Here is a 22,737-nt window from a genome sequence, read left to right as displayed (position 1 = left end):
ATTGTCGAATATTAAATTATTCTTCAGTGCTTTTTGCTACTGAGGGAACATTTACTTCTTCTTCAATTTTTTTTTCAACTTTTATTACTGCATCTAGTTCTTCAAAAGGTCTTTTTCCAAATATTTTTAATAAATCATCTTTAAAGATAACTTCCTTTTCTAACAGTAATTCTGCTAATGTAGTTAGTTTTTCTTTATTGTTTTCTAATAATTCAATGGCTCTTTGGTATTGAGCTTCAATCATTTTAGAAATTTCTTTATCAATTGTCCTAGCAGTATCGTCACTATAAGGTTTTACAAAAGAATCGTTCCCAGAAGAATCATAATAAGTAATATTTCCTACTTCTTCGTTTAAACCGTACACTGTAACCATAGCTCTAGCTTGTTTGGTTACTTTTTCTAAATCGCTTAATGCTCCTGTAGAAATTTTATTAAAAATAATTTTCTCTGCAGCTCTACCACCTAAAGTAGCACACATTTCATCTAGCATTTGTTCTGTCTGCACAATTAATCTCTCTGCAGGTAAATACCAAGCAGCTCCTAAAGATTGTCCTCTAGGTACAATGGTAACCTTTACCAAAGGTGCTGCGTGTTCTAGCATCCAGCTTATAGTTGCATGACCCGCTTCATGAAAAGCAATAACTTTCTTTTCTTTCGGTGTAATTACTTTGTTTTTCTTTTCTAAACCACCAACAATTCTGTCTACAGCATCTAAGAAATCTTGATGATGAATTGCTTTTTGCCCTTTTCTAGCAGCAATTAAAGCAGATTCATTACACATATTAGCAATATCTGCACCAGAAAAACCAGGAGTTTGTTGCGCTAAAAAGTCAACTTTAACATCATCTGCAAGTTTTAAAGGCTTAATATGAACTTCAAAAATTTCTTTTCTTTCATTAATGTTTGGTAAATCTACATAGATCTGTCTGTCAAAACGACCAGCACGTAACAATGCACTATCTAAAACATCTGCTCGGTTGGTAGCAGCAATTACAATTACATTGGTATCTGTACCAAAACCATCCATTTCTGTTAATAACTGGTTCAATGTGTTTTCACGTTCATCGTTACCACCAGTCATACTGTTTTTTCCACGCGCTCTACCAACAGCATCAATCTCATCAATAAAAATAATTGAAGGTGATTTCTGTGCAGCTTGTTTAAATAAATCTCTTACTCTAGAAGCACCAACACCTACAAACATTTCTACAAAATCTGAACCAGATAATGAGAAAAAAGGAACATCTGCTTCACCAGCAACGGCTTTTGCTAGTAATGTTTTCCCTGTTCCAGGAGGTCCTACTAATAACGCTCCTTTTGGTATTTTACCACCCAAAGAAGTATATTTTTCTGGGTTTTTTAAGAAATCTACAATTTCTTGAACTTCTTCTTTTGCGCCTTCTAAACCAGCAACATTAGCAAAAGTTGTTTTTACTTTTGTGTCTTTGTCAAATAATTTCGCTTTCGATTTTCCGATGCTAAAAATTTGACCTCCACCACCAGAACCAGCACCACCACCAGACATTCTTTTCATAAAGAATAACCAAACAGCAATTAATATAATAAAAGGCAAGAAACCAATTAAAGTATCTACCATACTAGTTCTACTTTCATTTTTTAAGTCGAAAGTAAGTTCATTATCTTTTTTAGCTTTTTCTAAGTCATTCTCAAAATTTTGTAAATCTCCAAAATTGTATTCGTAAAGAGAAGTACCCTTTCTGTAAAAAGCAGAGTTTATTAATTTCTGATATTTAGATTTTTTTATTGCTTCTTCTTTTATAAAAATCTGAGCGACATTATTATTTACTACTATAATTTTAGATATATCGTTCTCTCTTAAAACTTCATTAAATTCATTTTTTGAGATACTTTTAGTAGCTAAATCTCCACTACTAAAAAACTGAAAACCAATTAATAGTACTATTACTGCACCGTAAATCCAATAAGCGTTGAATTTAAATTTGGGCGTATTTGTATTCTTATCTTTTTTATTTTCGTTCATTTTTTATAAAATCTAAAAATTTATGCTGGTTTTATTTCTGTGATTTTTGCATCTCCCCAAAGGCTTTCGATATCATAGAAATCTCTAATTTGCTTTTGAAAAACGTGTACTACAACATTTACATAGTCCATTAAAACCCACTCAGCGTTGTTTTCCCCTTCAATATGCCAAGGCTTGTCTTTAATTTGTTTGCTAACTATTTTTTGAATAGAACCAGAAATTGCTTTTACTTGTGTGTTCGAATTACCAGAGCAGATTATAAAATAATCGCAAACGGTATTCTCTATTCCTCGTAAGTCTAGTAATTGAATGTCTTCTCCTTTAACTTCTTCAATACCCTGAATTATTACAGAGATTAAATCGTCTGTACTTACTTGCTTTTTAGTCATTAATTTTTTTCTAAATTTAAACGCAAAGTTATTATATTTTTGCGACTATTTTGTGTATTATTGAACTACTTTACACTTTATTTAACACTTGAAAACAATCAAACTTAATGCCATCGATTCTACCAATTCTTTTTTAAAAGAATTGGCGGTAAATTCTACTGTAGATAATTTTACAATTGTTGTTACAGATAGTCAGTTAAAAGGAAGAGGGCAACAAGGCAATAGTTGGGTGTCTGAGCCTTGTAAAAACCTGATGTTTAGTGTTTTTGTTAGGTTTGAAGGCTTGGGTGTTTTAGAGAAAAAGTACTTAAATTTTGCCGTTTCTTTAGCTCTTTTTGATGCTTTAGAAGATGTAAGTATTCCGTCTGTTTGTATCAAATGGCCCAACGACATTCTGTCAGGAAACAAAAAAATATGTGGTATTTTAATAGAAAATAGTTTAAAAGGTACAGAAATTTCATCTTCTGTAATAGGTATTGGGCTAAATGTGAATCAAACGATATTCCCAGATTACCTAAAAAAAGCGAGCTCTTTAAAATTGATTACCGATAAAAGTTATAATTTAGATAAACTCTTAAAACAGATTATTTTAAAATTTAAAGCTAGAATAGCATTGTTAAATGCTAAGAACTTTAAAACTTTAGAAGTGGATTATCTTAATGTTTTGTATAAAAAAAACATCCCCACTATGTTTAAAGATAGTGAAGACGTTTTATTTATGGGAATTATTCGTGGCATTTCTAATCATGGAAAACTTCAAATAGAAACAGAAGAAGAAGTCATTTTAGAATTTGGTATTAAAGAAGTTTCTTTTCTCTAAAGTTTACCTATATTTTCAGATAAAGTATCTACAAATTTTGTTAAAGGTTTTTTAACCATCATTGCCATCATTGGGTTAAAATCACCATTAAAACTTAAAGCAACTTCACTTTTGTTTTCTTCAAGCTTCGTAATATCTGCAGACAATGTAAAAGATAATTTACTACTTGCAGCACCTAACGTAATGTTCGAAAAAGGTGTTTTTTCTTTTAAAACCAATCTAATTTCTGGCATACCAGGTAAACCGAATAAGAAAGAATCACCATCAACTTCAAATTTATTGGTGTTTTCTGGCATAATTTGTTTAAAATTATTCAAATCACTAAAAAAGTTGAACAATTCTTCTTGAGACTTTTCTAAGATAACTGTATTTCCTTCAATATTCATTTTATATCTATTTTATTGTTTCCAAGTACTTGGTTCACTTCTCCATTCATGCAATGTAGTCAATTCTTTTTCAGAAATATAATTACTATCTAATGCTTGTTCTAATAAGCTTTCATAATTACTTAAGGTAACTAGCTTTATATTTTTATTCTTAAAGTTTTCAGTAGCAACCTCAAAACCATAAGAAAAAATAGCAACCATTCCTTTAACAACTGCGCCAGCCTCTTTAAGAGCATCAACCGCATTTAAACTACTGTTACCAGTACTTATTAAATCTTCAATAACCACAACATTTTGTCCGCTTTCTAGATGCCCTTCAATTTGGTTTTTTCTACCATGTTTTTTAGGCTCTGGTCTCACATATACAAATGGAACACCTAATTCTTGAGCAACCAAAATACCAATAGCAATGGCACCTGTAGCAACCCCAGCAATAACGTCTGGTTTACCGTATTCTTTCTCTACAATTTTAGCAATTTCTTCTTTTAAGAAAATACGAACTGGTGGATAAGAAAGTGTCACTCTATTATCGCAGTAAATTGGCGATTTCCAACCTGAAGCCCAATTAAATGGGTCATTTGGGTTTAGCTTTATAGCCTTTACTTGTAGTAAAAGTTCAGCTGTTTTTTTTGCCGTATCTTTGTTTAAAATCATACCGCAAATGTATAAAGTTTTTGTAAATGATACCCCAATTATTTTAACATCTTCACAAATAAAAGAGAATAACTATCCTGTTTACATTCTTAAGAATAGTATTACAGAAGAAATTGTTCACAAACTTAAAAACAAGAAGATTAAAGGAGTGAACTTATATACCCCTGATTTAGAGAAGGGTTGGCAAGACTTTTTAAAGACTTTTCATATTGTTTCTGCAGCTGGTGGCTTGGTTTTAAACACTAAAAAAGATATACTATTTATTTATAGATCTAAAAAATGGGACTTGCCCAAAGGTCGAATTGAAATAGGAGAGTCTATAGAAGAAACCGCTATTAGAGAAGTAGAAGAGGAGTGTGGTATTTATGATTTAAAATTGATTAAACCTTTGTTAACAACCTATCATGTCTATTTTCAAGAAGGAATGAAATTAAAAGAAACCTATTGGTTTTTAATGACTTCGGATTATGATGAAGAACTGGTACCGCAATTAGAAGAGGGAATTACAAAAGTGCTATTTAAGAATAAAGAGGAAGTTGTAAAAGCGCTTAAAAATTCATACAAAAATATTGAGTTGGTGTATGATAGCTATCTTAAAATGTGATATTCCCCAAAAAACATTCTATCTTTGCCGACTTCTAAAAAGGCACAAAAAAGATGACTGAATTTATTAAAAAGATATTACCCAATGCAAAAGATGACGTTCTTGCAGGAATAACCGTTTCGCTAGCAATGATACCCGAAGTTGTTGCTTTTGCTTTTGTGGCACAAATTAGCCCAATAGTCGCTTTATTTGGTGCTTTTGTAGTTGGAATTATCTCTGCCGTTTTTGGTGGAAGACCAGGTTTAATTTCTGGAGCAGCAGGAGCAGTAGCTGTTATTTTTGTACATATGATACAAGAAGGACATGCAAAAGGCTTATTATTTGATACGCCTGTAGAAAATATGGGGTACTTTTATCTCTTAGCAGCCGTTGTTTTAATGGGAATTATACAGGTATTTGCTGGTGTATTTAAGCTAGGGAAATTTGTACGTTTAATTCCGCATCCTGTAATGATGGGATTTGTAAACGGATTAGCCATTGTTATTTTTATGGCGCAATTAGGCATGTTTAAAGAAAATAAAAAAGATTTCTTCGGACAAAATATGCGTAAAACCGAATCGAAAGACTTGGTTTACAAAGTATCTGATAACCAGGTAAAAGATTTAGCATCAAATACTGTATTATTTTCTATTGATGGAAATTCAGTAATAAATAGTAGTACAGACGAAGAAGTGTTTTTAGTGTCAGATGGTCAAGTTTTTGATATAAAGACTAAAAAAGTTGTTTATAATGCTTCGGAAGAAGGCTTTTATTCAGTAAAAGATAGTGGCGTTGTAAAATCTTCACTGCAAGGAGAAGCTTTATACACAATGATTGGTTTGGTGTTATTAACCATGTTAATCGTTTGGGGCTTACCCAAAATAACAACAAAAATACCAGCTGCACTAACTGCTATTTTAATTGTTACTTTAATTTCAATTTTTAGTGGTTTGAGCTCTATTAATGTAGGCGATTTTATTAGAGATGGTGGTGGAGCAGGTTTAAACGGAATAGCAGAACTTTCTAAAAATTTAAACGTCTTAGAATTATGGAGCAACCTTCCTTTTAATTTAGATACTTTACAATTTATTGCGCCGTATGCATTTTTAGCAGCATCGGTTGGGTTGATAGAAACGTTAATGACCATGAATTTGGTAGACGAATTAACAGAGTCTAGAGGTAACGGAAACAAAGAATGTGTTGCACAAGGAGCAGGAAATATTCTTAGTGGCGCATTTGGTGGAACTGGTGGTTGTGGTATGATTGGCCAAACAGTTATAAATATTAATGCTGGCGGGCGTGGTCGTTTGTCTGGTGTAATGATGGCGTTAACACTGCTTACCTTTATATTATTTGCAGACAAATACATAGAGCAAGTGCCTATTGCAGCCTTGGTTGGTGTAATGTTTATGATGGTTATCGAAACATTTGCTTGGTCTAGTTTTAGAATTTTAAAGAAAATACCAATGTCAGATGCATTTGTATTAATCATTGTTTCTGCAGTAACCGTTTTCTTCGATTTGGCAATTGCTGTATTTGTAGGAGTTATTATTTCTGCATTGTCTTTTGCATGGACAAGCGCTAAGAAAATTAGAGCGAGAAAGCGTTTTAAAGCAGACGGAACAAAGGTTTACGAAATCTGGGGACCATTGTTCTTCGGAAGTATTACCGATTTTAATGATAAGTTTGAAATTAAAACAGACCCAGAAAATATTGAAATCGATTTTGTAGAAGCACGTGTAACAGATCACTCTGCTATTGAAGCTATTTTTGCTTTGGTAGAAAAATACCAAGCTGCTGGTAAAAAGGTAACGCTAAAACATTTAAGTGAAGATTGTAAAGTACTCTTGTACAAAGCGTCTCCTATTTTTACAGGCATTATAGAAGAAGGAATCGATGATCCTCGCTACCACTTAGCAGCAAATCCAGAAAAGTTTCCCAAGCCATTAGGGGAGTATAAGTTTTAGGGGATAAATATTTTTTTCATAAGAAGTGAGTGCCTTTAATAGCTGTTTTTGCAGAGTATAAAGAAAGAAGTTCTAAATCTTTCAATATATTACCGTACAACGATGCAACTAGATATTTTCTAATTGCATCGTTTTTATTTGTTGCAGTTTCATTTCCTAAATGAATATTCTTCTTGTAAATTGCAAATATTCTAAGTGTTTCTTTTTTCATTTTAATTATCCTATTGATAATTTTGCAGCATCTTTCCATAAATAATGTGGCATTGGCTCGTTTAATTCCCAATTGATACTCATTGGTTTTGAACCTTGATAATCTTTTAAACTTCCTTCTCCAATAAATACATAGCCTAAACTATTACCGTATTCATTTTTTGCTTTTTCTCGCACAAAAAGTAAAATTCGTTTTTCTTGTTCTTTATGTTTTATATATGATAATCCTTTACCCAAATCTGGTCTAGCAGAATTTTGAGTCTGCCAATGAAACAGTAGCTCGTTTACAGCATAATCATCATACATAGTTGTAGGTGAAAAGTTTTCCTCAGACTTTATCAGATTTATAAATAATATTTCTGTCTTTAATTCTTTTTGTTCTGCCGTTCCTTCTCTGTTAGATGATTTTTTTTCAAAACTACTAAATCTAAATGCTGATAAAATTTGGTCTCGGGTATAACGACTGTGCAGATTTAGAGGCTGTTCATAAGGCAGTTTGATGGGGGTTTCTTTAAAATCTATATTCTCTATTAATATTTCTAATACTTCTTTTATTTCTTCAACTAAAATAATGTTTGCTCCTATTTGTTCAATGCTTTTTTCTAATGAATCAAAACCACCTTCTTTTTTCCAAACATCATAATGTAACATTAAAAGCATTGTTTTTTCATTTTCATTTAATTCAGAGATATTTATTTTAAAATTTAGATTTGCAATCTTTAGTATGAAAGAAAAATAGCTTAATGAATTTGTTGAAAACCATTTATTAGAAATTGCCGAAACTATTTGTTTTTCATTTTCAGAATTAAAATCTTCTATTTTTCCTGCTAATTGGCATAAACGCTTCCAACTTCCTCTTCTATAAATAGATTGCAAAGGAATATTGTAAAAAGTACTAAAATTACCAATAGTTAAAGGTAAATTAGTGTCGTACTGAAAACCTTTAATTTTATTAATCAACTTGCTTTTATTTAAAGATGTTGCTGCTGCAATGTTTTTAAGAATAGTTTCTTTTGTCTTTTTTTCTAAGATTATAGAACATCCTAAAGGAAGGTGAGGGAAATCGTCTTCAATTTCTTTTACAACTGTTGTATTTGTTTTTCCTATTAAGGCTCTAAATTTGCTTTCAAAATTGTATTCAGGTTTAGAATTACCCACAAAATCTAAAACGGTTAAACAATCTTTAGATTCATGTAGTCTTAAGCCCCTTCCTAATTGTTGTAAAAAGACAGTTAGACTTTCTGTAGGTCTTAAAAAAAGAACTGTGTCAATTTCAGGAATATCTATACCTTCATTAAACATATCAACAACAAAAAGGTAATTGATTTCTTTTTTTTCTAATTTTTGACGAATTGATACTCTATCGGTGCTATTTTTACTTGTAAGATAATCTGCCTTTAATCCAAATAAGGTGAATTTTTCTGCCATAAACTTGGCATGTTCCATTGAAACACAATAACCTAAAGTACTAACGTCATTTATATCTTTGGTATATTTCTCTAAAGCGTCAATTATTTCTCGAACCCTTCTATCATTTCCCGTATACAAGTTGGTTAACTCACTAGCAACATATTTACCTCTTACCCAATTAACATTAGTTAAATCTACACTATCAGTAATTCCAAAGTATTGAAAAGGACAAAGTAATTTTCTATTCATCGCTTCAGGTAATCTTATTTCTGCCGCAATTTTGTTGTCAAAGTCTTCCAAAATATCGCCACCATCCATTCGTTCTGGTGTTGCGGTAAGTCCAAGAAGTACTTTTGGCTTAAAATAATTGATTATTTCTCTATAACTGTTTGCTGTTTGGTGATGGCATTCGTCAACTATAATATAATCGTAAAAATCAGGTGCTAAATTGAAGTTCTTAAATTGATTTTTTACAGTTTGAATTGAAGCGAAAACAACTTCAAAATTATCAGGAACTTTTCCTCCAACCCATAGTTCTCCAATATTATTGTTTTTTAAGATGCCTTGAAAAGTATAAAGCGATTTTTTAATTATTTCTTCTCTATGAGCAAGAAATAGTAGTTTTGAAGACTTATTATTTTGCTTAAACTGTTTGTAATCAAATGCAGAAATCACAGTTTTTCCAGTTCCTGTTGCTGCAACGATAAGGTTTCTAAATCTATTATGTACTGTCCTTTCTACTTCTAATTTTTCTAATACTTCATTTTGATACGGAAATGGTTTGATATCGAAAATAACAGTGTTGTTTTCATATGGTTTACTAAACTTACTTTGTTTTAAAGCATTTTGAAGCTTTTCTTTATGGATAGAATCATCAAATAACTCGAAATCATCACTTTGCCAATAAGCATCAAATGTTTTCTGAAATTTATCAATTATGTGGCTAACTTCTTTTGTTGTTACTTTTAAATTCCATTCCAAACCATCTGTTAATGCAGACCTAGAGAAATTAGAAGAACCTATATAAGCAGTGTGAAATCCCGTGTTTCTATAAAACAAATATGCTTTTGCATGTAGTCTCTCGTTTGAAGTATTGTAAGATATTTTAACTTCAGTGTTTGGAAGTTTCGAAAGCAATTGTATTGCTTTATAATCTGTTGCACCAATATATGTTGTTGTTATTACTTTTAATTTACCACCGCGTTCAGTGAATTCTCTTAATTCTTTTTCTAGAATAATTATTCCTTTAAACTTTATAAAAGAGACTAATAGATTAATTTTATTAGAAGAAAGAATTTCTTTTTTAAGTTCACTTTCTAATGACAAGCCTCCATTGCCACCAGTAAATAATTCACTTTGTGTTAATCTTGTGTATGGTGTTATTTCTTTTAAATGAAGGTCTAAGTTAGTAAAATAAGCGTCTGTTTTAGAAAAGATAGCTTTTAGAATTTCGCCTTCAATATTAACTAAATCATCATCAAATTCCTGTTTGTTTAGTTCTTTTTTTAATAATTTAATTATTTTATTTGCAATTTTAATTTGTTCGTCTACTTTATTTTTTCCTATAATATTAAAAGCTTGCTTTAACGTTCTTGCTAAATGTTTTGAGAGAACATTCGAAGCTTCTTCCTTATCAATTAAATTTTTCTTTAAATAAAATTTATCATTGTCAAGAGTTTCTAACTTTTCAGATACAAGTTGGGTAATTAATTCTTCGTAAATTCCTTGATTCATAATGTTAAAAATTCTTTTAAAATTGGTAAATCGGCTTCTGCCCAATCTAACTTAAGTAATTCTTCTGTATTGGCTAGAAGGTAATTGACATGTTCTCTTAGTTTTAATTCGCCAGAAAGATACTTAGCAGTGAAAGGAATTAATTTAATCTTGAAGTTTGGGTATTGGTGAGTTACAGGAGTTAGTCTTTCTTTTATCTCAATAGAAATATTTAATTCTTCAAATATTTCTCTTTTAATGCAATCAATTTCAGACTCATCAGGTTCAATCTTTCCTCCTGCAAATTCCCACTTCAAAGGAAGTTTCATTGTTTGACTTCTTTGAACAGCTAAAATTTTATCATCAAAATGAATAATTGCACACGTAACAGTAATTGTTTTATTTTTCAAATTTCTTTTTTCTTATAGCTTTATTAAAATAAAATTTTTTCTAAACAAATGTCTTATTTTTCAACTTTTAATCCACCCATAATTCAATCAAAGTCAAATTTTCCACACGTTCTTCAATTTAACTAAAGATTACGTTGTTGTGTATTGAAAGTTATGTTTAAAGTGAACGGCTATTTTCCGAAGGAAAATAGAAGTATACAGAAATGCAACTACTTTTAATAAAGCACTAATTTAGTAATTTTTATTACACGGTGTTGGCAACTGTTTTTTATTCCGTAATTTCAATTCGTTTTTTTGATATATTATAATAATTCGGCTTATTACTTATGTGATTATTAAGTTTTTCAAAATCCCATTTCAAACTATCTGGAATTTTATTAATTAAATTACTTTTATTGATAATGTTTATTCCGTAATTATTTTCATCAAATACTACTATTGCATTTTGTTTAAAGATAAAATAACCATCAGGGTTTTCCTCTGTAATAATTTCTTCATTACCTTCATTAATTGATGAATTTAATGGGTTAAAACTAACCAAAAATGGATTCAGTCTAATTTCAATAATTGAGTCTAATCCTTTTTTCCAAAAATAAAGATTATATGATGGAGTTGCAGATTTCCTGTCTTCAGTTGTTTCTAAATATTTAGGAATTGGATTTTTTTTGATGTAATCTTCTAAAAATTGTTCAAAATCAGCGTTAATTATGACCTCATTTTTTAAGTTGCATGAGGAAATCAATAATATTATCAGAATCAATAATGCTTTCTCAATTTTCTTCAAACTTTTCATTTGTTATTGTAAATTGTTTCTTTTTAATTTTGAAATTAAACTTTCAGGATTTGAGTGAGTAATAGTTGCCAACAGGTATTATTCCATAAATAATTTGGTAGTTATTACACTTTATCTACAATAGTAAGGTTTATAGTTCCGTTTACAAACCTATTTTAAGAATAAAAAAAACAGGGAAAATAATTTACGAGTACACTTCATAAACAAACCTCAGTAACTTTTTTAACAAAGTATCTATAGTTTTAGAGCAGACCTCAGTATCTTTTTTATAAAAATACTAATATAGTTTTATAAATATACTAGTATATATTTACAAGCATACTAGAATAAATTGAAATAAAATGTAGTATTTTTACAAAGAAGGCAAATAATATGCCGTATATAAGGTAGTACCCTTATAAAGTTAAAGATACAAAAAAAATAAGACAATTATGGCAATTCGTTACAGAATTACAAAAAGAAGCAACAGCATTCAAAATAAAAAAGAGCAGTTTATAATGCAAGCTGTACACACCGGTAAAATAGATTTAGACCATATAAGTAGTGCTATTAGCAATGAATGCACGTTGCATGAAGTAGATGTAAAAGCGGTATTAATGGCGTTGGGCATGAAGCTAGACTTTTACTTACAACAAGGCAATGTGGTAGATTTAGGTGATGTTGGCAAATTTAAAATGGGCTTTAAAAGTACGGCAGAAGAAGATGCATCAAAACTATCACCTAAAAGAAATATTATAAAATACCATATCAATTACCAGCCTTCCGTAAAGTTAAAACGAAAATTGAAAGGAGAAATTACTACCTATAAAGAAGGTAGTAGTAGTGTGTAGTTTGCAGTAAACACCCTTACAATCTATAAAAATTACATCTAAAGTTATTTCACACTATCAGAGTACCATCAAAATTAGGAAGGTACAAGTAAGAATAAATAATAGCATTAGGTTTTAACTTTTTTAGCAGCATTTGTTTTTTAAACCCAACCAGCATCTATTAAAGGCAAACTTCTTACACGTTCTCCCGTAGCATTAAAAAGAGCATTACAAATGGCAGGTGCCATTACAGGAACACCAGGTTCACCAACACCGGTTGGCGGTTCTTTCATAGCATCTACAATATGAATATGAATCTTTGGTGCGTCTTTCATTCTTGCCATTTGATAATCGAAGAAATTATGTTGTTCAACAGCGCCGTTTTTGGTAGAAATTTTACCATACAAAGCCAAAGACATTCCAAAAATAGCAGCACCTTCTAACTGATTTTTAATATTGTCTTTGTTTAAAGCCAAACCACAATCGATGGTTGTCCAAACATTTTCTACTTTTACTTTCTTGTTAAGTACAGAAACTTCTACAATAGTGGCTACATAACTGTAAAAACTATAATGAATAGCAACACCAAAACCATGATTTTTAGTAGGTTTTACACCCCAATTTGCCATTTTAGCAGTGGTAGTTAAAACATTTTTAAAACGTTTAGAATTAAAAGGGAATTCTGATTTTCCTGTAATAATCCGATCTTTTCCAATAAGGTCTAAACGAAACTGTACAGGATCTTTCTGTGCTGCAAACGCCAACTCATCTACAAAAGAATTAATACCAAAACCACTGTGAATATGCACTACAGAACGCAACCAACCAATTCTTAGATTGGCTTCTGCTTTTATACTTTCGAGTCTAAAGTTTTCTAAATCATATGGGTTGTTTACAAAACCTTGTCCAAGTTCAAAACCAGAGGCATAATCAGACAATGGTTTAAATGAAGACACAATAGAAGGAAACCCAACTCTTTGCAGCCAACCAGTAACCTTGCCGTTTTTGTCTAAACCAGCTTTTAAATATTGTGCACTTGTGGCATGGTAAAAACTATGTTGCACATCATCTTCACGCGTCCAAACTACTTGTACAGGCGCATTTATTTTCTTAGAAATGGCAACGGCTTCTACCACAAAATCAGATTTTGATTTCCGACCAAATCCGCCACCTAAAAAAGTAACGTTTACAATAATATTTTCTAACGGAATTTCGAAGAAATGTGCTAATTCGCTTCTTGCCGTTTGCGGATCTTGCACAGGGGCCCAAACTTCTATTTTATCTCCTTGAAACCAGGCAGTAGCATTGGGCACTTCCATAGGCGCATGTACTAAAAACGGAACGTGATACGTTGCTGCTACCGTTTTTTCTGCAGCATTAAAAGCAGTTTGTACGTTTCCGCGACTTCCAGGGACTAATTTTCCCGTCTTGTGTACCCGTTCTGTGAGTGTTTTTTTGAACGCTTCGGTATCAAAAGATTCGTTCTCGCCATTATTCCATTCAATATCTAAGGCTAGCTTTCCTTGAAAAGCAGCCCATGTATTGTTGGCAATTACGGCAACACCGCCAAACATACCAAAGAATTTTCCTGTAGGAGGAATGAGTCTTGGCATTTCAAAAATAGCTTCTACACCGGCAACTTTTTCAGCGTTGTTTTTGGTAAAACTTTTAACCGTACCAAAAGTTACAGGACATCTTGCAATGGCTGCAAATTTCATATCTGGTATGCGAACATCAATTCCGTAGGTTGCTGTACCATGTGTAAAGTCGTTTAAATCGACACTTTTCAAGGTTTTTCCTATGAATTTAAAATCTTCCACTTTTTTTAGTTGGATGGTTTCTTCCGCAGGTATTTCAACTTTAGCAGCAGCTTCTACTAAATCTCCAAAGAATATTTTATCGTTTGTATTTTTATTAATGATGTAATGGTTTTCTGCTTTACAAGCGGTTTCTGCAACATTCCATTTTTTTGCAGCGGCAGTAATCAGCATCATTTTTGCAGCAGCGCCCATGTTACGCATTGGCTCTAATTTTGTTCTTACGCTTCTAGAACCATCAGTATTCTGATTGCCGTATTTCTCATGTCCGATTGCTTGTTTTACAGAAACATATTGCCAATCGGCTTCTAATTCATCTGCAATTGCAGACGCCAAAGACGTTCTAATTCCTTGTCCCATTTCCGAACGAGACGCAATTAAGGTTACGTTACCGTTTTTTTCTAAATGGACAAATAAATTCGGCGCAAAATAATCTTGATCTATGGCAGGTTTAAATTTCTTATCTACTGTGGTAGCTGTACAGCCCAAAATGATGCCACCAGAAGCCAAACCAAATAACTTTACAAAATCTCTTCTGTCTATTTTTAGAATCTTGCTCATATTGTTTCGTTTTTAAGTGCAACTGCTTTGTGAATGGCTTTTTTAATTCTTGTGTAGGTTCCGCATCTGCAAATATTAGCACTCATGGCTTCATCTATATCTTTATCGGTAGGTTTTGCTGTGGAATCGAGTAGGGAAGTAGCAGCGATTAACTGTCCCGATTGGCAGTAACCACATTGCGGTACGTTTCCATCATTCCAAGCTTGTCTAAGAAATTCTAAGTTTTCTGAACTTCCTTCAATCGTAAAAATTTCTTTTCCAACTACAGATACAGCTGCGATGCCACAAGACTTTGTGAGTTTGCCGTCTATGAGCACAGAGCATGCGCCACATTGGCTTACACCACAACCAAATTTGGTTCCTGTTAGGCCAACAATGTCTCTAATTGCCCACAATAAAGGCATGTCTTTTGGTACTTGAACTGCGTACGATTTTCCGTTAATTGATAAGTTTGTTTTCACCTGTAGAAGTTTTGAAACTACAAGTTACGAATAAAATGATTTTAATTGATTTTTTTAACTTTTAATGTTTTCGATACAATTCCGAAGAAAAATCAGAATCACTCGAACTTTCATTGCGTATCAATAATTTTCGTAAACACAATATTACATAGATTCATGTTGCTTTTAGGCAAAATTGTATCGAGGTGTATTTTAAATTTTGTGCCACTTCGTAAAATTCGTGTTTAAAAATTAAAACAAAATACAAACAGGCATTGGCGCCGCAACTTCAGCTACAAAAGTTAATTTTCCTGTGGTGGCATCTCGTTTAAAAGAAATGATATTATCGGTGTCTTGATTGGCAACTAAAAGAAACGCTTCATCTGGTGATAAAGAAAAATTACGAGGATTTTTACCTAAAACCGATTGGTAACCTACCGTTGTTAAAGTTCCGTTTTCTGAATTCAACTTAAAAATAGCGATCGTATCATGTCCGCGATTAGAAGTATATAAGAATTTACCATCTTTAGAAATATGAATATCTGCGGCACTGCTAATACCTGTAAAATTTTCTGGTACTGTAGCAATTGAAGTTTCTACAAAATAGGTGTCATTTTTTTCCTTTACTAAAGAAACGGTGTTATTTAGTTCGTTTAAAACATAAAACCACTTGTTATTCGGGTGAAACGTTAGGTGTCTTGGGCCAGCACCTTCTGCCATTTTTAACTTTTTTTGATCCGTAAAAACAAGTTCCTTCTTGGTAGTATCAAGGGTAGAAAACCACAATTCATTGGTTCCTAAATCTACCGAAATAACTTCATCTTTTGTGGGATGAAACCAAGCAGAGTGCGCATGTGGTGTTTTCTGTCTATCTGTAATTCCTTTACCTATGTGTTGTTGTACAAAAGAAAGTGGAGCAATGTTACCTTTTTTATCTGCTTTTAATAAACCGATATTTCCACCAGTATAATTTGCAGTAAGTAGATAATTATCTTTATTAACAGCAACAAAACAAGGATGAGCGCCGCCAGTTTCTTGTTTGCTTAAGAATTTTAAAGTATCCTTTCTAACTTCATAAGAACTAATAAATCCTGTATTATTTTCATTTGTTTCTTCAACAGCAAAAAGTGTTTTTCCATCTTTTGATTTTGCTAAAAAACTAGGGTTTGTAATTGCAGCAGCTAGCCCTAAATTTTGTAGTTTTCCTTCTTTGGACAGTCTGAATTTATAGATTCCTTTGCTATCTTTTTTAGTATACGTTCCAACATAAAAGATGTTTTCCTTTTCCATTTTGACAGATGGATTTTTACATCCGAAGAAAGTCAATACGAAAAGAATAAAAGATACATATTTCATAAATTAAAAGAGTTTAAAAACGGGTAAATACAAATGAGCAGGTTCATAATGAGGTGAGTTTTTATAGACAAAATCTAACTGAGCTCTTGGGTTCCCTGCAAAAGAGGCATCGTTCTTAAGTTTCTCATCAAATTGCTTTTTAACTTCTGGGTTTTCTGCCAAAAAAGTTTCGGCAATATCTTCGAAAACATAGGCAGAATAGCCTTCCTTTTTTTGTAAGATGGTGTCGAAAAAATTCCAATTAAAAAATGAATCTGTAGCTTCGGCTTCTAGAGTTTCTAATAAATAACGCACTCCATTTTGATTGGTAGGAATCAATAAATCGCCAGCTTTAAAAGAGACTTCTTTGGTGGTTTTAGAAACTTCGGTATTGTAATGTAAATAATGCCCTTCATAAGCAGCACTTCTTGTTTTGTAAGTTGAAATATGTTGTACCTGTACAGTAATTGTGGTGTCTTTTTTAAAACGTGTAAATTCAATATAATTATTTTCTAATCGATCTACAACTGTATGCCACCCTTGCTGTAAAATATAGGCATTCGGAATCGTAATTTCTTTATCGGCTATAAAGTTATTGTAATAGTTGGTTTGCTTTTCAAAAGGTTTTGTGGTGTCATAAAACAAGCGTTTACCCGAAGTAACTTTACTGTTGATTGTTGTTGCTTCATACCCTTTAAAGTTTAAAATTGTTGGGTTTTCCTTATCAACGGTATAAGAAATAGGATATGTTTTCTTCGCTATAATTTCTGCCACTGCTTTTGCACGAAGGTTTTTTATGGTTTCTGAATTTTTTTCTGTAAAATCGATGGCAGAAAACATTAATTCATAGGTTTGCGCTACTCTAATTTTATAGGGTTTTAACATGTGTGTTTCCACCATCATTCCTAAAGTATTAAACAAGGTTGTATAACCTGTAGAATATCTTGGCGAATCGAAAAACTGAGAAAACCCTGCTTCTGGTGTATTACCCCAAACGTTTACATAAGGTGTAATAATTATGTCTTTTTTTAGTAAGGACTTTTCAATTTGAGGGCGCATTTCAGTTTCTATAAAGTTTCCTAAATTTCCACCTAACTTATTGTGCTGCGTAAATAAATGGGTGATGGCATATTGATAGTCTGCGCCATTGCTAACATGGTTGTCTATAAAAACATCTGGATGAACAGCGTGAAAAATCTCAGCAAAAGCGGCTGCATTTTTGGTGTCTTGTTTGATGAAATCTCTATTTAAATCGAAATTTCTGGCATTTCCTCTAAATCCGTATTCTAAAGGTCCGTTTTGGTTGGTTCTGGTATGTGAGTTTCTGTTTAAAGCGCCACCAACATTGTACACAGGAATTACTGCAATTAAAGAGTTTTTATATTTTTCTTGAAGAGAATCGTTTTGCACAATATCTCTTAAAAGCATCATAGAAGCATCAATCCCGTCAGATTCTCCGGGATGAATTCCGTTATTTATTAAGATTCTATTTTTTGTTGAATTGGTAATTTCATCAATATTAAAAATACCTTCTCTGTTATACACCACTAAATGTAAAGGTTCACCAGCATCTGTTTGGCCGAATGAAAACAAAGAAATTTGTGAGTATTCTTCGGCTAATTGTTGGTAATAGGAGATAATGTCTTTGTATTCTGGTGTTTCTTTACCTTTAGATTTTTCGAATTGTGTAGTGAAATCTAGTTTGTCTTTTGAAGATTTATTGCAAGAAATAGTAAAAATAAGCAGGCTTAAAAGTAAAGTTTTTTTCATAAAATGGGTTATTTAACACGCACTGGTTTTGGTACTAATTTTGTGTAATCGCCATTGTTTCTAATAACATCTCTTACAATAGAAGATGAAATATAAGAAGTTTTTGCGGCAGTTAATAAAAAAACTGTTTCTATGGGGGCTAAATCTCTGTTTGTGTGTGCAATGGCTTTTTCAAACTCAAAATCTGAAGGATTTCTAAGTCCTCTTAAAATAAAATCTACATTGTTTTCTTGACAGAAGTGTACCGTTAAACCTTCATAAGCAACTACTTTTACTTTAGGATTGTCTTTAAAACAAGCTTTTATAAAATTTTTACGTTCTTCTAAAGAGAACATGTATTTTTTATCAGCATTTATACCAATAGCAATAATTAGTTCATCAAAAAGGGTGATGCCTCTTTCTATAATATCGAAATGACCTAATGTTATGGGATCAAAAGATCCTGGGAAAATTGCTCTTTTCATTTTTTTTATTTTGATGTTTTAGATTCACGGAACAAGAAAATTGATTAAAATTTTCTAGCGAAGTCATATTTAAAATAATTTATCACATATTTCTAGTCTCAAAAAAATGCTATACAAGAGCAGCCTCAATTGCGCTGTCAAATAATGCTGCTAAAGAAATACCTGCTACTTGTGCTTGTTGTGGCAAAATACTGTTTTCTGTTAAACCTGGTACTGTATTCATTTCTAAAAAATAAGGTTCATCGTCTACAAAAATATATTCAGACCTAGAAAAACCAGACATATTTAAAATTTCATATACTTTTTTAGCTACTTTTTCTACTTTAGCTTGTTGCTCTTCTGTAATTCTTGCAGGTGTAATTTCTTGAGATTTTCCTTCATACTTTGCTTCATAATCAAAGAAATCATTTTCTGATACTATTTCTGTAAGTGGCAGCACTTTTGTTTCTCCTTTGTATTGAATAACACCAACAGAAACTTCTGTACCGTCTAAGAAAGATTCGATTAAAATTTCTGAATCTTCTTTATAAGCAACTTCAATTGCTGGTAAAATAGCTTCTTTGGTGTGTGCTTTTGAAATTCCGTAGCTAGAACCGGCATTGTTCGGCTTAATAAAACAAGGCAAACCAACTTTTTTTATAATCTCATCAAGATGAATTACATCTCCTTTATTTAAGTAAATGGAAGTGGCTGCTTTTACGCCATACGCTTTTACAGCACTTAAAGTATCTCTTTTATTAAACGTTAATGCCATTTGATAAAATGGGGCAGAGGTATGTTTTAAATTGATAAGATCTAAGTAAGCTAATATTTGTCCGTTTTCTCCTGGTGCGCCATGAATTGCGTTAAAAACACAGTCGAAAGTAATTTTTTTGTCATTTTTAATGAAAGAAAAATCATTCTTGTCAATTGTATATTCATTTTCAGATGCATCTAAAACTACCCACTTTTCCTTTAAAATTAATACTCTAAAAGGATTGTACTTTTCTTTGTTTAAGTGGTTGTACACTACGTTTCCACTTTTTATAGAAATGTTTACTTCGGATGAATAACCACCCATTATTATGGCAATATTTTTCTTCATTTTATCAAAAATAATAAAACAAATTTATCAAAATATAAATAGAAATAGCAACGTTTAGTTTTTATATCTTTGTGTGATTAAAAAAATGATTATGAGTTTGGTTCAATTTTTAAAAAGTAAAACCTTTTTTGTTCAAATAGCAATAGCTATTGTTGGTTTATTATTATTTGTTTTTGCGTTGAAATTTTGGTTAGGAGTCACCACAAATCACAACCAAAAGATACAAGTACCAGACTTACAAAAATTATCTTTAGACGAAGTTGAAAGAAAATTGAAAGAATTAGATTTAGATTATAAGATTATTGATAGCGCAAGTTACAACCCAGATTATCCAAAAAAATCTGTGATAGAGCAAACGCCAGAAGTAGGAGATTTTGTAAAAGAAAAGCGTAAAATATACCTGACATTAAATCCGTCTAAATACAGAGATATTTCGATGCCAAATCTAAACGGAAGAACAAAAAGACAAGCCTCATCTCAATTACGAGCAATGGGTTTAAATGTAGGTACAAATTACACCTTTGTAAATGATATTGGTAAAGATGTTGTAAGAGGTTTGCGTTTTAAAGGAAAAATAATAAACGAAGGAGATAAATTACCGCTAAATTCTATTGTAGATTTAGTTTTAGGTGACGGAAGAGGGCGTTAAAATATAGTAAGTGAGCAATTTTAAGTTGTCGCTAGAGTGAATAATAACAGTAATTTAGAAGAACCATTTTGCAAGAAAATCAGAATCAAGATTTAGAGAACGAAGAATTATACGAACACCATAAATTTGTAGCAAGTGTTGGGCAAGAACCATTAAGAGTTGACAAATTTTTAATGAATTTTATAGAAAACGCTACAAGAAGCAAATTACAACAAGCTGCAAAAGCAGGAAATGTTTTGGTGAATGAAGTTGCTGTAAAGTCGAATCATAAAGTTAAACCGAATGATGTTGTTAGAATTGTTTTAGCATATCCGCCAGCAGAAAATTTATTAGTTGCAGAAGACATTCCTTTAGATATTATTTATGAAGATGATGCTGTAATTGTAGTAAATAAACCTGCAGGAATGGTAGTGCATCCAGGACATGGAAATTATTCTGGTACTTTGGTGAACGGTTTAATTCACCACATAGAAAATTTACCTACAAATTCTAATGAAAGACCAGGTTTGGTGCATAGAATCGATAAAGATACTAGCGGATTATTAGTGGTTGCAAAAACAGAATCTGCAATGGCGAACTTATCACGTCAGTTTTTCGACAGAACTACAGAACGTTTGTATTATGCATTGGTTTGGGGGCATGTAGAAGATGATGAAGGTAGAATAGAAGGAAATATAGGTAGAAGTTTAAAAAATCGTTTGCAAATGGCTGTTTTTCCTGATGGAGATTTTGGGAAACATGCAGTTACACATTATAAAGTTTTAGAAAGACTTACCTATGTAACTTTAGTACAATGTAAATTAGAAACGGGTAGAACGCATCAAATTAGAGCACACTTTAAACATATTGGTCATACACTTTTTAATGACGAACGTTATGGTGGAGATGATGTTTTAAAAGGTACAACCTTTACCAAATACAAGCAGTTTGTAAATAATTGCTTTAAAGTGTTACCAAGACAAGCATTACACGCAAAAACTTTAGGATTTACACATCCTACAACAGGAGAGTTTATGCGTTTTAATTCTGAAGTTCCTCAAGACATTACAGATTGTTTAGAGAAATGGAGAACGTATTCTGAGAATTCTAAAGATGTAGAAATAGAGTAATATATTTTTTTTTTGCCAACGATTTATATAACAATGGTTGGCAAAAAAATGAAATTAGTTACTTTTTAATCATTTTCATAAAGTCTTAACCTATTTTTTAGGGAAATTACTTCATTTTTCAACTCTTTTTCTTTGTTTAAAAGGTTTAAAACTACATCTATACCTTCTAAGTTTACATGTAGTTCATTGTAAAGCCTAATAATTTTTTCGAGATTACCAATTTGCTCTTGATGAATGAATTGTTCTTGCTCGATAATTTCAATTTGAATTAGCCCCATTTGGTTTAAAGTATCTACAAAAGATATTTCAATATTATAATGAGTACAAATGGTTTGCGTTGGTATTAAATATTTTTGTATCATTTTGCTTTCATTTTTTGTAGTTCCTTAAACAACTCAATTTCTTCCTTATTTAAGTTCGTAGGTATCTCTATGATATAAGTGATGATTAAATCGCCAAATTTTTCTTCATTTTTGTAAATAGGAAAGCCTTTCCCTTTTAATTTTACTTTAGATTCATTCTTAGTTTCTGGCTTTATATTAAGTTTCACTTTACCATTAAATGTATCTACAGTTAATTCACCACCTAAAATAGATGTATATAAGTCTAAGCTTACATTCTGATATAAATTATTGCCAACCCGTTTAAAATCTGTATGATTATCAATAATAAATGTTAGGTACAAATCTCCATTCGGTCCGCCGTTTGCACCCTTATCTCCTTTGTCTTTAATTTTTATAACTTGCCCGTTTTCTACACCAGCTGGAACAGTTAACCTTATCTTTTTACCATTAACCGTTAAAACTTGCTGATGAGATGTGTAAACGTCTTTAAGATTTAAGTGCAGTTCTGCATTAAAATCCTGACCTTTAAATCTCGGACTTTGTCTTTGTCTTGAAGAACCGTTTGCGCCTCCAAACATAGATTCGAAAAAATCTGAATATGCTTCCTCAGAAAACCCTTGTTGACCAGATTGGTTTTGAGATTGGTGTTGCCTTTGTTGCTGATTCTGGGCTTGTTGGTATTCTGCACCATGTTTCCAGTTTTCACCATACGTATCGTATTTCTTTCGATTTTCTGGATCACTTAAAACTTGGTTAGCCTCATTAATTTCCTTAAATTTTAGTTCAGCATCCTTATTGTCTGGGTTTATATCGGGATGAAACTTTCGAGCGAGTTTACGATATGCGGTTTTAATTTCCTTCTCAGTTGCATTTTTAGAAATGCCAAAAACTTTATAATAATCTACAAACGCCATTATCTAATTTTATTTTTTATTTAGACCTTATCTGTAAACGATTGTCATTTTAATATAAAAAAAAAAGACAAGTCTTTTAAAGCTGAGGTACTTAGCTAAGTTAA

The 22,737-nt window shown here is 31.7% G+C and carries 22 protein-coding genes; 6 read left to right on the top strand and 16 right to left on the bottom strand.

The features are described 5' to 3' along the window. Positions 1 to 16: 16 nt before the first annotated feature. Both ftsH and rsfS read right to left on the bottom strand, forming a co-directional pair. A complete protein-coding gene (ftsH, locus tag CW731_RS07095; protein ID WP_100946062.1) occupies positions 17 to 2,002 on the bottom strand; it encodes an ATP-dependent zinc metalloprotease FtsH in 1,986 nt (661 codons plus the stop codon). Positions 2,003 to 2,022: 20 nt separating this feature from the next. After that, positions 2,023 to 2,391: a ribosome silencing factor gene (gene rsfS / locus CW731_RS07090; protein ID WP_100946061.1), complete on the bottom strand. Its 369-nt coding sequence runs from the start codon at positions 2,389 to 2,391 to the stop codon at positions 2,023 to 2,025. A gap of 88 nt (positions 2,392 to 2,479) precedes the next feature. Here rsfS and CW731_RS07085 point away from each other — a divergent pair, with 88 nt between their 5' ends. Beyond that, positions 2,480 to 3,211: a biotin--[acetyl-CoA-carboxylase] ligase gene (locus CW731_RS07085; RefSeq protein WP_100946060.1), complete on the top strand. Its 732-nt coding sequence runs from the start codon at positions 2,480 to 2,482 to the stop codon at positions 3,209 to 3,211. Here the strand turns inward: CW731_RS07085 and CW731_RS07080 are convergent. Continuing rightward, on the bottom strand, positions 3,208 to 3,597 hold the full coding sequence (locus tag CW731_RS07080) for an orotate phosphoribosyltransferase (protein ID WP_100946059.1): 390 nt from the start codon (positions 3,595 to 3,597) through the stop codon (positions 3,208 to 3,210). The two genes, CW731_RS07085 and CW731_RS07080, sit on opposite strands and share 4 nt — an antisense overlap. A gap of 12 nt (positions 3,598 to 3,609) precedes the next feature. Further along, on the bottom strand, positions 3,610 to 4,251 hold the full coding sequence (gene pyrE / locus CW731_RS07075; protein ID WP_100946058.1) for an orotate phosphoribosyltransferase: 642 nt from the start codon (positions 4,249 to 4,251) through the stop codon (positions 3,610 to 3,612). A gap of 7 nt (positions 4,252 to 4,258) precedes the next feature. Between pyrE and CW731_RS07070 the strand changes: the two genes are divergently transcribed. Next, positions 4,259 to 4,855 carry an NUDIX hydrolase gene (locus tag CW731_RS07070; RefSeq protein WP_100947650.1) on the top strand — a complete coding sequence of 199 codons (597 nt, stop codon included), beginning with the start codon at positions 4,259 to 4,261 and terminating at the stop codon, positions 4,853 to 4,855. Between the two features lie 53 nt (positions 4,856 to 4,908). Then, complete coding sequence (locus CW731_RS07065) at positions 4,909 to 6,801, top strand: SulP family inorganic anion transporter (protein ID WP_100946057.1); 1,893 nt, start codon at positions 4,909 to 4,911, stop codon at positions 6,799 to 6,801. Between the two features lie 16 nt (positions 6,802 to 6,817). Here the strand turns inward: CW731_RS07065 and CW731_RS07060 are convergent, their stop codons facing one another. The 4 genes from CW731_RS07060 to CW731_RS07045 all read right to left on the bottom strand — a co-directional run bounded on the left by CW731_RS07060 (position 6,818) and on the right by CW731_RS07045 (position 11,328). Further along, positions 6,818 to 7,012: a hypothetical protein gene (locus tag CW731_RS07060; RefSeq protein WP_100946056.1), complete on the bottom strand. Its 195-nt coding sequence runs from the start codon at positions 7,010 to 7,012 to the stop codon at positions 6,818 to 6,820. A 5-nt stretch (positions 7,013 to 7,017) separates the two neighbouring features. Then, a complete protein-coding gene (locus tag CW731_RS07055; RefSeq protein ID WP_100946055.1) occupies positions 7,018 to 10,155 on the bottom strand; it encodes a DUF3427 domain-containing protein in 3,138 nt (1,045 codons plus the stop codon). Further along, positions 10,152 to 10,544, bottom strand: a complete 393-nt coding sequence (locus tag CW731_RS07050; protein ID WP_100946054.1) for a (deoxy)nucleoside triphosphate pyrophosphohydrolase — start codon at positions 10,542 to 10,544, stop codon at positions 10,152 to 10,154. Before CW731_RS07050 ends, CW731_RS07055 begins: the two co-directional genes overlap by 4 nt. A 268-nt stretch (positions 10,545 to 10,812) precedes the next feature. Then, entirely contained in the window at positions 10,813 to 11,328 is a 516-nt protein-coding gene (locus tag CW731_RS07045) for a hypothetical protein (protein WP_157812202.1), read from the bottom strand. Positions 11,329 to 11,768: 440 nt separating this feature from the next. Here CW731_RS07045 and CW731_RS07040 point away from each other — a divergent pair, with 440 nt between their 5' ends. Then, positions 11,769 to 12,167, top strand: coding sequence for a DNA-binding protein (locus CW731_RS07040; RefSeq protein WP_100946052.1), 399 nt, complete (start codon positions 11,769 to 11,771; stop codon positions 12,165 to 12,167). A gap of 140 nt (positions 12,168 to 12,307) precedes the next feature. Here the strand turns inward: CW731_RS07040 and CW731_RS07035 are convergent, their stop codons facing one another. From CW731_RS07035 to CW731_RS07010, 6 genes are all read right to left on the bottom strand, one after another. Next, entirely contained in the window at positions 12,308 to 14,524 is a 2,217-nt protein-coding gene (locus CW731_RS07035; protein ID WP_100946051.1) for a molybdopterin cofactor-binding domain-containing protein, read from the bottom strand. Continuing rightward, positions 14,521 to 14,985: a (2Fe-2S)-binding protein gene (locus tag CW731_RS07030; RefSeq protein ID WP_100946050.1), complete on the bottom strand. Its 465-nt coding sequence runs from the start codon at positions 14,983 to 14,985 to the stop codon at positions 14,521 to 14,523. Before CW731_RS07030 ends, CW731_RS07035 begins: the two co-directional genes overlap by 4 nt. 231 nt (positions 14,986 to 15,216) lie before the next feature. Then, positions 15,217 to 16,254 (bottom strand): lactonase family protein, encoded by a 1,038-nt coding sequence (locus CW731_RS07025; protein ID WP_232734743.1) that lies wholly within the window; start codon positions 16,252 to 16,254, stop codon positions 15,217 to 15,219. A 69-nt stretch (positions 16,255 to 16,323) separates the two neighbouring features. Continuing rightward, entirely contained in the window at positions 16,324 to 18,069 is a 1,746-nt protein-coding gene (locus tag CW731_RS07020; protein ID WP_100946048.1) for a M14 family metallopeptidase, read from the bottom strand. An 8-nt stretch (positions 18,070 to 18,077) separates the two neighbouring features. Beyond that, positions 18,078 to 18,533 (bottom strand): pantetheine-phosphate adenylyltransferase, encoded by a 456-nt coding sequence (gene coaD / locus CW731_RS07015; protein ID WP_100946047.1) that lies wholly within the window; start codon positions 18,531 to 18,533, stop codon positions 18,078 to 18,080. A 109-nt stretch (positions 18,534 to 18,642) separates the two neighbouring features. Then, positions 18,643 to 19,617: a D-alanine--D-alanine ligase gene (locus CW731_RS07010; RefSeq protein ID WP_100946046.1), complete on the bottom strand. Its 975-nt coding sequence runs from the start codon at positions 19,615 to 19,617 to the stop codon at positions 18,643 to 18,645. Positions 19,618 to 19,708: 91 nt separating this feature from the next. Between CW731_RS07010 and CW731_RS07005 the strand changes: the two genes are divergently transcribed. After that, positions 19,709 to 20,266 (top strand): PASTA domain-containing protein, encoded by a 558-nt coding sequence (locus CW731_RS07005; protein ID WP_100946045.1) that lies wholly within the window; start codon positions 19,709 to 19,711, stop codon positions 20,264 to 20,266. Positions 20,267 to 20,334: 68 nt separating this feature from the next. Then, complete coding sequence (locus CW731_RS07000) at positions 20,335 to 21,375, top strand: RluA family pseudouridine synthase (RefSeq protein WP_100946044.1); 1,041 nt, start codon at positions 20,335 to 20,337, stop codon at positions 21,373 to 21,375. Positions 21,376 to 21,440: 65 nt separating this feature from the next. Here CW731_RS07000 and CW731_RS06995 read toward each other — a convergent pair whose 3' ends face one another. Both CW731_RS06995 and CW731_RS06990 read right to left on the bottom strand, forming a co-directional pair. Beyond that, positions 21,441 to 21,737 (bottom strand): chaperone modulator CbpM, encoded by a 297-nt coding sequence (locus tag CW731_RS06995; RefSeq protein ID WP_100946043.1) that lies wholly within the window; start codon positions 21,735 to 21,737, stop codon positions 21,441 to 21,443. Next, complete coding sequence (locus CW731_RS06990) at positions 21,734 to 22,633, bottom strand: DnaJ C-terminal domain-containing protein (RefSeq protein WP_100946042.1); 900 nt, start codon at positions 22,631 to 22,633, stop codon at positions 21,734 to 21,736. The genes CW731_RS06995 and CW731_RS06990 overlap by 4 nt, the downstream gene beginning before the upstream one ends. Positions 22,634 to 22,737: the final 104 nt, after the last annotated feature.

The sequence above is a fragment of the Polaribacter sp. ALD11 genome (genome assembly GCF_002831685.1).
In the GTDB taxonomy this organism is placed as follows: Bacteria; Bacteroidota; Bacteroidia; order Flavobacteriales; family Flavobacteriaceae; genus Polaribacter.
Note: the sequence above shows the minus strand (reverse complement) of the source record. Positions and strands in the feature narration are given on the sequence as shown.